The sequence below is a fragment of the Marinobacter sp. SS8-8 genome (assembly GCF_030540945.1).
Lineage (GTDB): Bacteria > Pseudomonadota > Gammaproteobacteria > Pseudomonadales > Oleiphilaceae > Marinobacter.
In genome coordinates, this window is the sequence record NZ_JASSVN010000019.1 from 59,018 (window position 1) to 72,498 (window position 13,481).

Annotated in this window: 12 protein-coding genes; 7 read left to right on the top strand and 5 right to left on the bottom strand. The window is 58.9% G+C overall.

Annotated features, from left to right (window positions below):
* Positions 1–6 precede the first annotated feature (6 nt).
* Together ctaD and coxB are read right to left on the bottom strand one after the other, a co-directional pair.
* A complete protein-coding gene (gene ctaD / locus QPL96_RS16330) occupies positions 7–1,590 on the bottom strand; it encodes a cytochrome c oxidase subunit I (RefSeq protein WP_303288371.1) in 1,584 nt (527 codons plus the stop codon).
* Positions 1,591–1,647: 57 nt separating this feature from the next.
* Complete coding sequence (gene coxB, locus QPL96_RS16335) at positions 1,648–2,772, bottom strand: cytochrome c oxidase subunit II (protein WP_303288372.1); 1,125 nt, start codon at positions 2,770–2,772, stop codon at positions 1,648–1,650.
* Between the two features lie 494 nt (positions 2,773–3,266).
* Here coxB and QPL96_RS16340 point away from each other — a divergent pair, with 494 nt between their 5' ends.
* The 6 genes from QPL96_RS16340 (at position 3,267) to QPL96_RS16365 (ending at position 8,733) form a co-directional block, all read left to right on the top strand.
* Positions 3,267–3,917, top strand: coding sequence for a hypothetical protein (locus QPL96_RS16340; protein ID WP_303288373.1), 651 nt, complete (start codon positions 3,267–3,269; stop codon positions 3,915–3,917).
* A 16-nt stretch (positions 3,918–3,933) separates the two neighbouring features.
* Positions 3,934–4,593 carry a methylamine utilization protein gene (locus QPL96_RS16345; protein WP_303288374.1) on the top strand — a complete coding sequence of 220 codons (660 nt, stop codon included), beginning with the start codon at positions 3,934–3,936 and terminating at the stop codon, positions 4,591–4,593.
* Entirely contained in the window at positions 4,593–6,947 is a 2,355-nt protein-coding gene (locus QPL96_RS16350; RefSeq protein ID WP_303288375.1) for a bifunctional diguanylate cyclase/phosphodiesterase, read from the top strand. Before QPL96_RS16345 ends, QPL96_RS16350 begins: the two co-directional genes overlap by 1 nt.
* Positions 6,944–7,819, top strand: coding sequence for a DUF3034 family protein (locus QPL96_RS16355; RefSeq protein ID WP_303288376.1), 876 nt, complete (start codon positions 6,944–6,946; stop codon positions 7,817–7,819). Before QPL96_RS16350 ends, QPL96_RS16355 begins: the two co-directional genes overlap by 4 nt.
* Before the next feature lie 2 nt (positions 7,820–7,821).
* Positions 7,822–8,271 (top strand): group 1 truncated hemoglobin, encoded by a 450-nt coding sequence (locus QPL96_RS16360; protein ID WP_303288386.1) that lies wholly within the window; start codon positions 7,822–7,824, stop codon positions 8,269–8,271.
* Positions 8,272–8,346: 75 nt separating this feature from the next.
* Positions 8,347–8,733 (top strand): DoxX family protein, encoded by a 387-nt coding sequence (locus QPL96_RS16365; protein ID WP_303288377.1) that lies wholly within the window; start codon positions 8,347–8,349, stop codon positions 8,731–8,733.
* Positions 8,734–8,742: 9 nt separating this feature from the next.
* Here QPL96_RS16365 and QPL96_RS16370 read toward each other — a convergent pair whose 3' ends face one another.
* Positions 8,743–10,539, bottom strand: a complete 1,797-nt coding sequence (locus QPL96_RS16370) for a diguanylate cyclase (protein ID WP_303288378.1) — start codon at positions 10,537–10,539, stop codon at positions 8,743–8,745.
* A gap of 161 nt (positions 10,540–10,700) precedes the next feature.
* Between QPL96_RS16370 and QPL96_RS16375 the strand changes: the two genes are divergently transcribed.
* Entirely contained in the window at positions 10,701–10,931 is a 231-nt protein-coding gene (locus QPL96_RS16375; protein WP_303288379.1) for a DUF1653 domain-containing protein, read from the top strand.
* Positions 10,932–10,965: 34 nt separating this feature from the next.
* On the opposite strand, the gene QPL96_RS16380 is transcribed toward QPL96_RS16375, so the two are convergent.
* Entirely contained in the window at positions 10,966–11,217 is a 252-nt protein-coding gene (locus tag QPL96_RS16380) for a YheV family putative zinc ribbon protein (RefSeq protein ID WP_303288380.1), read from the bottom strand.
* Between the two features lie 72 nt (positions 11,218–11,289).
* Positions 11,290–13,335 (bottom strand): oligopeptidase A, encoded by a 2,046-nt coding sequence (prlC, locus tag QPL96_RS16385; protein ID WP_303288381.1) that lies wholly within the window; start codon positions 13,333–13,335, stop codon positions 11,290–11,292.
* Positions 13,336–13,481 lie beyond the last annotated feature (146 nt).

Sequence of the window (13,481 nt, forward strand, 5' to 3'; positions counted from 1 at the left end):
ACATCCCTATTTCACTTCCGGCGGTGTCGCGAAGGTGTGGTAAGGCGCCGGCGACGGCACCGTCCACTCCAGGCCCTGCGCGCCGTCCCAGGGCTTGGCAGCCGCTCTCTCACCGCCCCGGACACACTTGACCACAATGAACAGGAACAGGATCTGGGTGGCGCCAAACATAAAGGCACCAATGCTGGACACCATGTTGAAGTCCGCAAACTGAAGCGCGTAATCCGGAATCCGGCGCGGCATGCCCGCCAGCCCCAGGAAGTGCATGGGGAAGAAGGCCAGGTTCATGCCGATGAATGACAGCCAGAAATGGGTCTTGGCGAGGGTTTCGTCGTACATGTGGCCAGTCCACTTGGGCAACCAGAAATACGCGGAGGCGAAGATCCCGAAGATCGCGCCCGGCACCAGCACATAGTGGAAATGGGCAACCACGAAGTAGGTATCGTGGTACTGGAAATCAGCCGGCGCAATCGCCAGCATCAGGCCTGAAAAACCGCCGATGGTGAACAGGATCACGAAGGCCACCGCAAACAGCATGGGCGCCTCAAAACTGAGCGAACCCCGGAACATGGTGGCGACCCAGTTGAACACCTTTACCCCGGTGGGGACGGCAATCAGCATGGTGGCGTACATGAAAAACAGTTGCCCGGTGATAGGAATGCCCACTGTAAACATGTGGTGTGCCCAGACCACGAAAGACAGCATGGCGATGGCGCCAACCGCGTACACCATGGAGGCATAGCCGAACAGGGGCTTGCGGGAGAAAGCCGGAATGATGTGGGACACCGCCCCGAACGCGGGCAGGATCATGATGTAAACCTCGGGATGCCCGAAGAACCAGAACACATGCTGGAACAGCACCGGATCACCACCGCCGGAGGCATCAAAGAAACTGGTGCCGAAGTTGATGTCCATCAGCATCATGGTCACCACACCGGCCAGAACCGGCATCACTGCAATCAGCAGGAACGCGGTGATCAGCCAGGTCCAGACGAACAGGGGCATTTTCATCAGGGTCATGCCCGGGGCCCGCAGGTTCAGGATAGTAGCAATCACATTGATGGCGCCCATGATCGAGGAAATACCCATGATGTGAACTGCAAAGATGAAGAAGGTGGTGCTTGGCGGCCCGTAAGTCGTCGACAGCGGTGCGTAAAAGGTCCAGCCGAAGTTGGGCGCACCGCCTTCCATGAACAGGGTCGAAACCAGGATCAGGAAGGCGCAGGGCAGCAGCCAGAAACTCCAGTTGTTCATCCGTGGCAGCGCCATGTCCGGGGCGCCGATCATCAACGGAATCATCCAGTTGGCCAGGCCTACAAAGGCCGGCATGACCGCGCCGAAGACCATGATCAGGCCGTGCATGGTGGTCATCTGGTTGAAGAATTCCGGCTGCACAATCTGCAGCCCGGGCTGGAACAGTTCGGCCCGGATAACCATGGCCATGGTTCCGCCCAGCAGGAACATGGTGAAGCTGAATATCAGGTACATGGTCCCGATATCCTTGTGGTTTGTGGTCAGCAGCCAGCGGCTGATGCCTTTGGCCGGGCCGTGATAATGACCCTGGGCGTGGGTATCTGCAACCGCACTCATGAAAACCCCCGTTACCGCCATTTATTGTGGCTGGTGATATCTGTTATCTGGCGTTGATTACTGCTGATTCCTGTAATCAAAGATCTCTTTTGGTGTAACCATCTCGCCGGTACTGTTACCCCAGGCATTCCGCTCATAGGTAATGACTGCGGCCAGGTCTACCTCGCTCAACTGATTTCCAAAGGCCTGCATCGCGGTGCCGGATTTGCCATTCACAACGATGTCGATGTGCGCGGCCATATCTCCCGTGGCGATCTGGCTGCCTTTCAACGCCGGGAACGCCGGAGGCGCACCACTGCCGTCCGCCTGGTGACAGGCAGCACAAGCAGTTTGATAAGCCTTTTCGCCCCGCTCCATCAGCTCGGCCATGGTCCAGTCTTTCTGGGTCAGCTCACGCTCTTGCTCGGCCACCGCCTTCTGCTCGGCCACCCAGGCCGAATACTCTTCCTGAGGAACGGCCTTGACCACCACCGGCATGAAGCCGTGGTCCTTGCCACAGAGCTCTGTGCACTGGCCGCGGTAGGTGCCAGGCTTGTCGACCCGGGTCCAGGTCTCGTTGATGAAGCCCGGAATGGCATCTTTCTTGACGCCGAAATCCGGTACCCACCAGGAGTGGATGACATCGTTGGCCGTCAGCAGCAAGCGAACCTTCTTGCCCACCGGAATCACCAGCGGGTTATCCACTTCCAGCAGGTAATTCTCGCCCTTGGCCTGGCGGTTCTCGATCTGTTCCCGTGGCGTGGACAGGTTGGAGAAGTAGCCAAAATCCTCATTGAGGTATTCATATTGCCACTTCCACTGGTAGCCGGTGACCTTGATGTCCACTTCCGATTCCGTGGTGTCATACATATCGACCAGGGTCGCCGTGGCAGGAATCGCCATAATAACCAGGATGACAAAAGGTATGATGGTCCAGAGAATCTCGACCAGGGTGTTTTCGTGAAAGTTGGCTGGTTTGGCACCCCGGGATTTCCGGTGGGCGAAGATGGACCAGAACATAACACCAAATACCACCACGCCGATGACGACGCAGATCCAGAGTATGGTCATGTGAAGGTCAAAAACTCTGTTGCTGGTGCCGGTCACCCCCGGGGTCATGTTCAGTGTCCAGTCCGCCATGGACCAGGCGGGGAACATCAGACCGCCTAAAAGGGCACCTGCCCGCTTAGCGTGCACGCGCATACTGTGTCTCCACAGAGTGTTATTCTTGTCGGATTTTGCGTTATCCCTCCGGCCTGACTGGCGCTCGCATACACCGGAAAAACCAGAGTGGAAGCCTACTTACAGATACGTCAGTTCCGAGTATAGACACAGATCAAGAAAAGACTAAAAAATCAGCTAAACCCAAAATGTCTAACTGATAATTTTTAAGAATAAAAACGAATATACCATTGAACCTCCCGGCAACCGACCGGCGTCTCTGGGCGCTGGCCTCATACCCGGAACGGACGGTGGCTCAAAAGCCAGCGACCGGGATTCACTCTGTAACATTACGACTGTGTATTTTCACGATGCCGGAAAAGCAGTTGGCCAAATCTCGGCTACACTTGTCGGAAAAGGCAGGCACGATGGGGTAGCCAGTCCCACTCTCCTGCACGGGAACCCGTTGCTAACAGACGCTGACAACCGGAGGCCCCTTGCGACCTCAACTTGTTCAAACATTGGCATCTCCTGAAATGACACCACAGGTAGTCCTCGAAATTATTGATCAGGCAAGACGCAAGGAAGCCCGCTCCGGCACCTTCCTCCGGCAACTGCATGCGAAGGTCGCCACATTGCCCTCTGCCGTCACTATCGAGGGCTACCAGCCGGCCACCTGCCTGTTCCAGTTTGTGGTTGAATACATAGAATTGGCACCGAGACTGATTGAATGTGTCGAAGCCTGTGCCCGTGAGGCCGGCAAAGCCGATCTGTTTGAACCGTTTGTCAGTGCCGCCATCCGCTACTTCACCCAGCCCTCAGTTCTGTTGGTGCGTTATGATGGTCTTGATGGCCTGCTGATCCGGGCCTATCTGTGCCACCGACTGATGGAAGAAATGTATGAAAACAACCGGTGCACCCGGACCAGCGAACTGGTGGATATCGAGGCAACTCATGCTAACCTGCTCGCTCACCGGCTCATTGGCGAGCCTTTTGCCAATGAGCTGGACGATTCCATAACCGTGACCTTATTGCAGATAGCCGGCACGCCGGACTATTACGAGCTCAACCTCGACCCATTCGTCGAACAGGTTAATAACGCCGCCTGGGACTGGATGCGGCATTACTGGGAAAATCTGCTGGAAAGGAACCACATTCGATTCTCCCTCGGTTCCGGTCGTTCCTGACGGATTTTGAGGATTGATGAGCGCATCAGCGAGTGCATTTGCGGCGACACTGGCCCTGTTGGCAACGCCTCTTCCAGCTGCGGCGGCGGAGTTGTCAGTAACCGTGACCCTCAATGGCAGTTCCGAGCCGGTGGCCGGTGCCGTGGTTTCCACGGACAGCCCGCAAAAGCCCGCACCGGTTTCCGCCGAAATCTACCAGAAAGACCGGGCCTTCCACCCGCGGGTACTCGTAGTTCCCGTCGGCTCCAGCGTGGATTTCCCGAATCGTGACAATACCCAGCACCACGTCTACTCTTTTTCTCCGGCCAAGACCTTCAGCATCGAGCTCTATGCCGGACGCCCGGAAGCCCCGATTATTTTCGACAAGCCGGGAATCGTCGAACTGGGCTGCAACATTCACGATTACATGCAGGGGTTTGTTGTGGTGACCGATACCGAAGCCGTGGCCCGAACCAACGAGGCCGGCCAGGTCCGTCTGGCCTTTGATTCGCGGGAGGCGGGCGACCAGAGCAAGGTGGTGCTGGAAGTCTGGCACCCACGCCTGCCAGACAATACCCGACCAGTGATCCGGGAAATTGATCCGGGGCAGCCGGCGATTGTAAGCCTCAGTCTTAAGCCCGAGCCTGTCGCCGGGGGCTCATTGAACCGCCTCCAGCAGCGCTTCCGGGAGCTTTGATGGCCGTTGCCTCTCGCCTCGGATTCCGCGGCCGGCTCATGACCGCAATGATCTCGCTGGTGGTGCTGGTCAGTCTGGCGATTGTCGCCCTCTTGATGGTGTACCTGTTCGAGGACGAAAAAAGTCGCGCCCTGGAACAACTGGCTGTCGGCGAGCGCCTGACCAACGAGGTGATCGAACGACGCACGGATCTCGAACTGTCCCGTCTGAGCGTGGTAGTCCGTGACTTCGGCTTCCTCTCGGCGGTGGCCAGTGGCGACCCGGCCACACTCAGCAGCGCACTGGAGAACGTCGGTGGCCGGGTCGGGGCAGGCTTTGCGGCAATCCTGGACAACCAGGGCCAACTGCTCGCCTCAACCGTGACTCACGTTCTGCCGGACATATCCCAAGCCCACCTCGGCAATGCCCGGCGCAAAGGCTTTGCCCGCTCGTTGCTGGCTATTGATGGCCAGGGTTACGAACTGCTGGTCATTCCGGTGGAAGCTCCCGGCCTCCGCGCCTGGCTGGTGGCGGGTTTTGCCATGGACCAGGCGCTGGCCGAGCTGGTTGGCAGGCTGAGTGGTTCCTCAGTGATTTTCCGTGCCCGTTCCGGAGATACCGGCGAATTCCGTAATTTCGCGGCCACCACCGGCATCGATGACAGGCTGCGGCAGGAACTCATCCAGGCATCCGGACGCCGGAATTTTATAGAGAGCGCCGGCTACTTCACCCGCATCATCCGCCTTGGCGGGGAAGATCCCGCACCCATCCAGGCGGTTCTCCTGATCAGCCGCGAAGCAAGCCTGCGGAATTATTACAGGCGGGCCGTGGAGATCGGCCTGCTGATTACCAGCATTCTGGTTTTTGCCATCGTACTGGCGCTGGTGATTGCCCGGAACCTGGGGCGCCCGGTGCTGCAACTGGCAGATTATGCCCGGGCCATCGGGGAGGGGCACACGCCGTCATCTCCGGACATCCGGGCCGGTGGCGAACTTGTCCGGCTGCGGGACGCGCTCAACGATATGCTGCGCCGCCTGCGGGAAAGAGAGACACAGATCCGTTATGCCGCCAGCCATGACGACGTCACAGGTCTCGGCAACCGCAACGCGCTCATGCATGCCGCTGCCGAGCTGTTCAGCCAGGGTGGTCAGGGCACCTTGATTGGCATTCGGCTGAACGATCTTTCCGATATCAACGATACCCTGGGGCTGGAATTCGGAGACAAGGTACTGACCGGCATCTCGAAACGCCTGCAGCGGGAACTTCCGGATGCCCGAATTCTTGCCCGTACCGGCGGCGGCGAGTTTCTCGCCCTGATGCCCGCCCTGGGGCATGGAGAGCTGGATCGCAGGGCCCGTGAACTGCACGACCTGATCGAATCCCCGTTACAAATCGACCAGACCCCCTTTTCCCTTCGCATCACCATGGTTACCCTGGAACTGCCGGAGGATGCCGCCAACAGCAACGAACTGCGCCGTCGCCTCAACCTTACCTTCGAGCAAGCCGAAACCCGCGCAGAACCCTTTGCCCGCTACCAGCCAGGGCAGGACGAGAGCCATCTCAGAGAACTGAGACTGATCACCGATCTGAACACCGCCATCCTCAACAACGGGCTGCACATGAACTACCAGCCCAAACTGGACAGCCGCACCGGCAAGCTGGTTCAGGTGGAAGCCCTGGTACGCTGGATTCACCCGGAGCTGGGCTTCATCTCACCCGAGGAGCTCATCTTTCTCGCCGAACAATCCGGGCAGATCCATGATTTGACCGCCCACATCCTTCAGCGCGTCGCCCGGGAAGCGCGCCAGTGGCATGAGCGGGGCGTTGACGCCGGGGTGGCCATTAATCTGTCCGCCATGGACCTGACCTGGTCGGCGCTGACCCGGCACATTGCCAACACCTTCCAGAACTGGCCCCTTGATATGGAACGCATCACTCTGGAAGTGACCGAAGGCGCCCTGATGGAGGATCCGAAGGAAGCCATGGCCACCCTGGAGAGGCTCAGGGATCTGGGCGTGACCCTGTCGGTGGATGACTTCGGCACCGGCTATTCCTCGCTGTCCCAGTTGCGCAAGCTGCCGGTGCAGGAGCTGAAAATCGACAAGTCGTTCATACTGAAGCTGGATTCCGAGCCTCAGGATCAGTTGATTGTCCGGTCCACCATCGATATGGCCCACGGTCTCGGGCTGAACGTGGTAGCCGAGGGCATCGAGAACCTGAAAGCCTGGCAACTGCTGCAACACTGGGGCTGCAACCTGGGCCAGGGTTTCTACCTGAGCCGACCGGTTTCTGCCGATGACCTGCCGGAGACCGCCAGATCACTGGCAGCCCGCCAACAGGAACTGACCGAACCAAATCCGGAGTATTCGGAATGAGCAAATGGCCTCTGGTTTCGCTGGTGGCAGCTGTCCTTGCCGCACCAGCGGTGATCGCTGACATCGGCAGCCGGATCTGGGCGACCGGTGGCGTTACCTCCATTGAAGGCAGTGCCGGCGGCGGCCTGGTGCCCTGGGCCCTGCTGGGCAGTTACGCCAGCGATGAGGAGTGGGGCGGCACCCTGGCGATCAGCCGTGCCGTAACCGATGACTACAGCCTGTCTGTGATCGGCGCCGGACTAAACTGGAACAACCGGATTGAAGTCACCGTGGCGCAACAGACCCTGGACCTGGACAGCCTGGTATTCACCCTCAAGGATGGCTTTGGACTGGAGCAGGACGAGCTGCGCCAGGACATTTTCGGGGCCAAGGTCCGGCTCACGGGCGATGTACTTTACAGCCCCTGGGGCCAGTGGTCCGCCGGTTTGCAGCACAAACGCCTGCGGAATTTCACCGTACCCGAGGCAATTGGCGCCCGGGATGACAGCGGTACCGACGTGTATTTCAGTGGCAGCAAGCTGTTTTTTGCCGCCCTGATGGATCGCAACCTTCTAGTCAACCTGACCGCCCGGGGAACTCGTGCCAACCAGGGCGGGCTGCTGGGTTTTGGTGGCGACCGCAACAACCGCTACGAATGGATGATGGAGGGCAGTGCCGGGCTATTCCTTGACCGACAGTGGCTGGTGGGCGCCGAATACCGGCAAAAACCGGACAACCTGGGGTTTGCCGCCGAAAACGACTGGTGGGACCTGTTCGTGGCCTGGGTCCCTGACCGCCGCCTGGCCATCACAGCCGCTCTGGTCAATCTGGGTGACGTGGCCACACTGGAGGACCAGCAGGGCCTGTACCTGTCTTTTCAGGGGAGTTTCTGATGATGCATCCTTTCGAATTCAAAATCATGACCACAGGCCTGATAATGACTGTCGCACTTTTCCTGGCTGGCTGTCAGGCACTGAACCCGAAACCCGACACCAGCCTTTATCAGCAACTCGGTGAACGGAAGGGCATTGCGGATGTCGTCGAGGATCTGCTCTATCTGATCGTGGAGGATAAGCGCATCAACCAGCAGTTCAAGGGTATGGACGTGGTTCAGTTCCACCGCAACCTGACCGATCAACTGTGCGAGCTAAGTGGCGGGCCCTGTACCTACACCGGCCGGGACATGCGGGAGCTGCACGCCGCCATGGCCATCACTGACACCCAGCTCAATGCCCTGGCCGAGAACCTGATTCTCGCCATGGAGGATAACGACATCCCCATCAGCGCCCAGAACCGGCTGATCAAACAGCTACTGCCACTTTACCCGGACATTCGCAACCTTTGAGAGCCCCGCTTGAAAGGGTAAGCTGTGCAGTTCATCTGACCACTGCCAATCCAGCCAGAAATGGAGACCCACACCTTGTTTGAAAACGCTGATCTGGGAAAACTGATTATCCGCCTGACCCTGGGCGGCCTGATGCTGTTCCACGGTATTGCCAAACTGCTCAACGGTGTTGGTTTCATTGAAGGCGAGCTGGCCAGCCACGGGCTGCCCAGCTTCCTGGCCTACGGGGTTTTCGTGGGTGAAATCATTGCCCCGCTAATGGTGATTCTGGGCTACCAGACCCGCATTGGCGCCCTGCTGATCGTGTTTAATATGCTGGTAGCGATTGTGCTTGTGCATACCAACGAATTGCTGACCCTGGGCCGCAACGGAGGCTGGGCGCTGGAACTCCAGGGCTTCTTCCTGTTCACAGCGGTGGCAGTGATTTTCCTCGGGCCGGGGCGTTACAAGCTGAAAAACTGATTGCCCTGGTCAGGCGCCGAGAACCGGGGCCTCGCCGAATCCACGGGCAACCATCACCCGGTTGCGGCCGGATTCCTTGGCGGCATACAGCGCCTCGTCGGCCTGCCGGACCAACTCGTGGGCTTCCATACCCGGAGTGGGCACCAGGGTGGCGACACCCACACTGATGGTCAGGCTGACCGGTGCCACCCGCTCCCGGGAGTGCACCGGGGAGCGGGCCACCACCTGGCGAACCCGCTCGGCCACCTCAACCGCGCCTTCTTCCGGCGTTGCCGGTAACAGAATACTGAATTCCTCACCGCCATAACGGGCCAGCAGATCTCCGGACCTCTGGATTTCACCGGCACACAGGACTGCGACTTCCGTCAGGCAATCGTCACCGACTAGGTGCCCAAACTCGTCATTCACCCGTTTGAAGTGATCAATATCCAGCATCAGCAGGCTGAGCGGGTGGCGATGACGCTGGGCCCGCTTCCATTCGTCCGCAAGCTTTTCATCGAACCGCCGGCGGTTCGCAACGTGGGTCAGGCCATCGGTCAGGCTGATAGCCTTGAGCTGCTCGTTGGCCCGCTCCAGCTCTTCGGTACGCTTATGCACCCGCATTTCCAGGGTCTGGTTGGCCTGCTGCTGGATAGCCAGCGCCTGTTCCTGGGCCTGGTGTCTCCGGCGGCGCTCAAGGTTGATGCGATAGGCCATGGCGAATGACAGCAGGATCACCTCCAGGGCTACTCCCACCTGGGGCACGAACTCGGTCATGAAGCTGCGGGGCATGACACCCAGCTTGCTGACCGCCAGAATCAGATGGCCGACCAGCAGCGGTGTCCAGGCAAGCACATAGAAGCCACCCAGGATCTGGCCTTTTTGCCAGACCAGCAGGCCAATCAGCCAGGCCGCCGGTGTTACCACAGCAGCAAGCACACTGACCAGCACGATTCCCGCCTGGTAGCTGCCGAACAGGCCGAACAAAAACGCAAATCCGGTGCCCGCCAGAGCCAGTTGCAGAAACCGGTAACTGGCATGGCTGTATAGGCGGACGTTCAGGAACCGAAGGGTGAACATCGCGGCGCAAAACAGGGCAAGGCTGATGGCCGGCACTGTGAAGTAGCGGTTGATCACGGGGAAGTCCGGCCACAGCCACTGGAACAGCAGGCCATGGAAATTCAGTTGCACCAGCCCGATGGCAACAACCGTCAGCACGTACCAGAGGTAGGTTGAATGGTGGACAATCACGAACAGGAACAGGTTGTACAGCGCCATCGCGATGATGATGCCCAGAAACACCGTTTGCCAGCCATAGGACAACTGTTCATTGGCCAGAAACTCGGCCGAAGGCGTGACCGCCACGGGAATCTGAACCGATCCCAGGGTTTTCACCCGCACGAAGGCGGTCACCGGCTCAGTATTCGAGGGCACCAGGAACACGAAATTGCGATGGTAGATGGGGCGGCTGCTGAACGGCAGGGTGTCGCCAGTCTGGTGAGTCTGGATCAGTTCCCCATTGAGAACCCAGTACACGGACACCTCGTCCAGCAGCGGATAGCCAATCTCAAGCACCCGGTTGACCGGCTCCGGCGGCACCTCGATCTTGAGCCAGAAACTGCCATTGCTGAAACCGCGGTTGAAAACCTCACCGGCGCCAAAGGACTGCCAACTGTCCGGCGGCAGGTTGCGGACATCACCCAGCGCCAGCTCATTGGCCGGCGCCTCCAGCCACTCAAAAGCCACCGGGGCGGCCTGAACGGGGGCACTGGCCAGACCTGCCAGCCACAATAAAATCAAAAAAATGCAGGGGACCCGCCACTTCATAGCTGTTTCCGGTTTCCGGGCCCGGCCGGTTGTTCTACACTTGCAGGCCCTGACTGAGTCTTTTCGCATCCCTGCAGTTCTGGATCAAGTTTAGACGGTTACGCCCCCTGCGTCCCCGGCAAAAGCCGGGTTCAACAGGCCTGAATCCGCCGAGGTACAGGATGACCGAACGTAAAAACGACATAAGGCCCGGCCGCTATCGCCACTACAAGGGCAAGGATTACGAAGTGATTGGCGTCGCCCGGGACAGTGAAACCGAAGAGCAGGTGGTGATTTACCGCTGCCTGTACGGCGATTACAGCCTCTGGGTGCGCCCTCTGGCCATGTTCCGGGAAACCGTGGAAGTGGCCGGCGAACAGGTTCCCCGTTTTGCCCGCCTCGACGAAGCCTGAAGGTTACACGCGCACTTCGCTTCGGCAGCCGGCGTCAGTCGTCAGCCCCGGCCTTGAAAAACACCACCTGCCTGACGGTGTGATCGTCCTCATTCCTGCGCTTGTTCACCCGGGTTTCCAGTTCCGGGCTGGCAGGCTGTTCGACGTCAGACACCGCATCGGTGAAGCCACAGGCCACGCATTCGCGTACCTGGTCATCGTCATCAGTGGTGAACATCATGATTTTGTCCATCTCCGCACAGCGCGGGCAGACGGCCCCGGCGATAAAACGTTTTGGACTCGCCATAAGAGTACTCCCGTAGATATGGGCATTGGTTGCCGGGTTACGGCCTTTGGCCTGACCCGACCTCGCTTATTCTCAGGCGGCTTCGTCCGTGATGCCGGATTGTCTTAGCAGGGCATCCACTTGCGGTTCCCGGCCGCGGAAGGCTTTGAACAGTTCCATGGGCTCCTGCGAACCGCCTTTCTCCAGGATATTGTTCAAAAAAGCCTTACCGGTTTCCGGGTCGAAGATGCCTTTTTCCTCGAACATCGAGAAGGCATCGGCTGCCAGCACTTCTGCCCATTTGTAGCTGTAATAACCGGCCGCGTATCCACCCGCGAAGATGTGGGAGAACGAGTTGGGGAAACGGTTGAAATCCGGGGCTTGCACTACCGCAATTTCGCTGCGTACCTTGCGGTGCATATCCAACGGGTTGGTGGGCGCCTCGCCGGTGAACTCCGCGTGCAGGCGGAAGTCGAACAGGGAGAATTCCAGTTGGCGCACCATGGCCATTCCTGACTGGAAGTTCTTCGCCGCCAGCAACTTCTGCAACAGGTTTTCCGGAAGCGGTTCGCCGGTTTCGTGGTGCGAAGCAATCAATCCGAGGGATTCCGGATTCCAGCACCAGTTTTCCAGGAACTGGCTGGGCAGCTCTACCGCATCCCAGGCCACGCCCTTGATGCCAGATACGTCCAGCACGTCCACCTGGGTCAGCATGTGGTGCAGGCCGTGACCGAACTCATGGAACAGGGTGGTGACCTCGTCGTGGGTCAGCAGTGATGGCTTGCCGTTCACCGGGGGCGTGAAGTTGCAGGTCAGGAAAGCGACCGGCAGCTGCAGCTGGCCACGCTGGTTGCGCCAGCGCACCCGGCAATCCGCCATCCAGGCGCCGCCGCGCTTACCCTGGCGGGCAAACAGGTCCAGGTAGAACCAGGCCAGGGGTTCGCCGTTACGGCTGATGCGGTAGGCGGTGGCGTCTTCATGCCAGGTCTCCACCTCAGGTCTGGCCTCAATCTGCACATCAAACAACTTCTCCGCCACCCGGAACAGGCCGGGCACTACCTTGTTCACCGGGAACCAGGGGCGCAGGGTTTCCGGGGAAATGTCATAACGTTTCTGGCGCAGTTTTTCGCTGTAGTAGCCAATGTCCCAGGCCTGCATGTCCTCCACGCCATACTCGCCTTTGGCAAAGGCCTTCAGCTCGGCAAATTCTTTCTCGGCCTGGGGCCTGGCCTTGGTCGCCAGTTGATTCAGGAACTCCAGCACCTCGTCGCTGCTGCGAGCCATCTTGGTGGCCAGGGAACGCTCGGCATAGTTGTCAAAACCGAGCAGTTGGGCGAGAGCATGGCGGCGCTTCAGGATTTCCGCCATCACCGGCGTGTTGTCCCACTGGCCGGCATCCGGGCCCTGGTCAGACGCGCGGGTAACAAACGCCTCGTAGACTTCCCGGCGCAGATCCCGGTTGTCGCAGTAGGTCATCACCGGATAGAAACTGGGGAAATCCAGGGTAATCACATAGCCGTCGAGCTCTTTCTGGCGAGCCGCCTGTTTGGCGCTCTCTATCGCTGTCTCGGGAACACCGGCAAGCTCATCCACGCCGGTGATGTGTTTAAACCAGTGCTGGGTAGCGTCCAGCACGTTATCGCTGAACTTGTTGGAAAGCTCCGACAGCTCCCGGGACAGATCCGCGTACTGCTTTTTCTTGTCCTCGGGCAGATCGACACCGCCCAGGTGGAAATCCCGCAGGGTATTGTCCACCGACTTGCGCTGGGCGTCGCTCAGATCCCTGAAATCCTCCCGTGCTGCCAGTTTCTTGTAGGCGTTGCACAGTGCCTCGTTCTGGCTGACTTCGGTGCTGTACTCGGTCAGCTTCTCGAGGCAGTTCTTGTACACCTTGCGCAGGTCGTCGCTGTTCATCACCCCGTTCAGGTGTGAAATCACCGACCAGGCATTGCTCAGCTTGTCTTCCATTGCCTGCATCGGCTGCGCCAGGGTATCCCAGGTGGGGTCCTCCTGCCCGGCCAGTTGGCTGATCTTCATCCGGTTTTCACTGAGAATCTGGTCAATTGCCGTTTCCATGTGTTCCGTGCGGACATGGTCAAACTTCGGCAACAGGTCATCGGTCAGTAACGGGTTATTCATAAGTCCCCTTCTCAGCTCTTTGTATCTAGTTTCCGTCCATAAACGTAAAACACTGATATTAAATAAAAAAATGAGGTAATCAGGCAGGAAACCTCCAGCGGAAAATGGTATTCTTTGTCACAAGCAATTGAAACAAAAGAAAAAAC

Bases quoted from the DNA above. Each gene is read 5' to 3' on its own strand.
- ctaD (WP_303288371.1), bottom strand. From the start codon at position 1,590: ATGAGTGCGGTTGCAGATACCCACGCCCAGGGTCATTATCACGGCCCG.
- coxB (WP_303288372.1), bottom strand. From the start codon at position 2,772: ATGCGCGTGCACGCTAAGCGGGCAGGTGCCCTTTTAGGCGGTCTGATG.
- QPL96_RS16340 (WP_303288373.1), top strand. From the start codon at position 3,267: ATGACACCACAGGTAGTCCTCGAAATTATTGATCAGGCAAGACGCAAG.
- QPL96_RS16345 (WP_303288374.1), top strand. From the start codon at position 3,934: ATGAGCGCATCAGCGAGTGCATTTGCGGCGACACTGGCCCTGTTGGCA.
- QPL96_RS16350 (WP_303288375.1), top strand. From the start codon at position 4,593: ATGGCCGTTGCCTCTCGCCTCGGATTCCGCGGCCGGCTCATGACCGCA.
- QPL96_RS16355 (WP_303288376.1), top strand. From the start codon at position 6,944: ATGAGCAAATGGCCTCTGGTTTCGCTGGTGGCAGCTGTCCTTGCCGCA.
- QPL96_RS16360 (WP_303288386.1), top strand. From the start codon at position 7,822: ATGCATCCTTTCGAATTCAAAATCATGACCACAGGCCTGATAATGACT.
- QPL96_RS16370 (WP_303288378.1), bottom strand. From the start codon at position 10,539: ATGAAGTGGCGGGTCCCCTGCATTTTTTTGATTTTATTGTGGCTGGCA.
- QPL96_RS16375 (WP_303288379.1), top strand. From the start codon at position 10,701: ATGACCGAACGTAAAAACGACATAAGGCCCGGCCGCTATCGCCACTAC.
- QPL96_RS16380 (WP_303288380.1), bottom strand. From the start codon at position 11,217: ATGGCGAGTCCAAAACGTTTTATCGCCGGGGCCGTCTGCCCGCGCTGT.
- prlC (WP_303288381.1), bottom strand. From the start codon at position 13,335: ATGAATAACCCGTTACTGACCGATGACCTGTTGCCGAAGTTTGACCAT.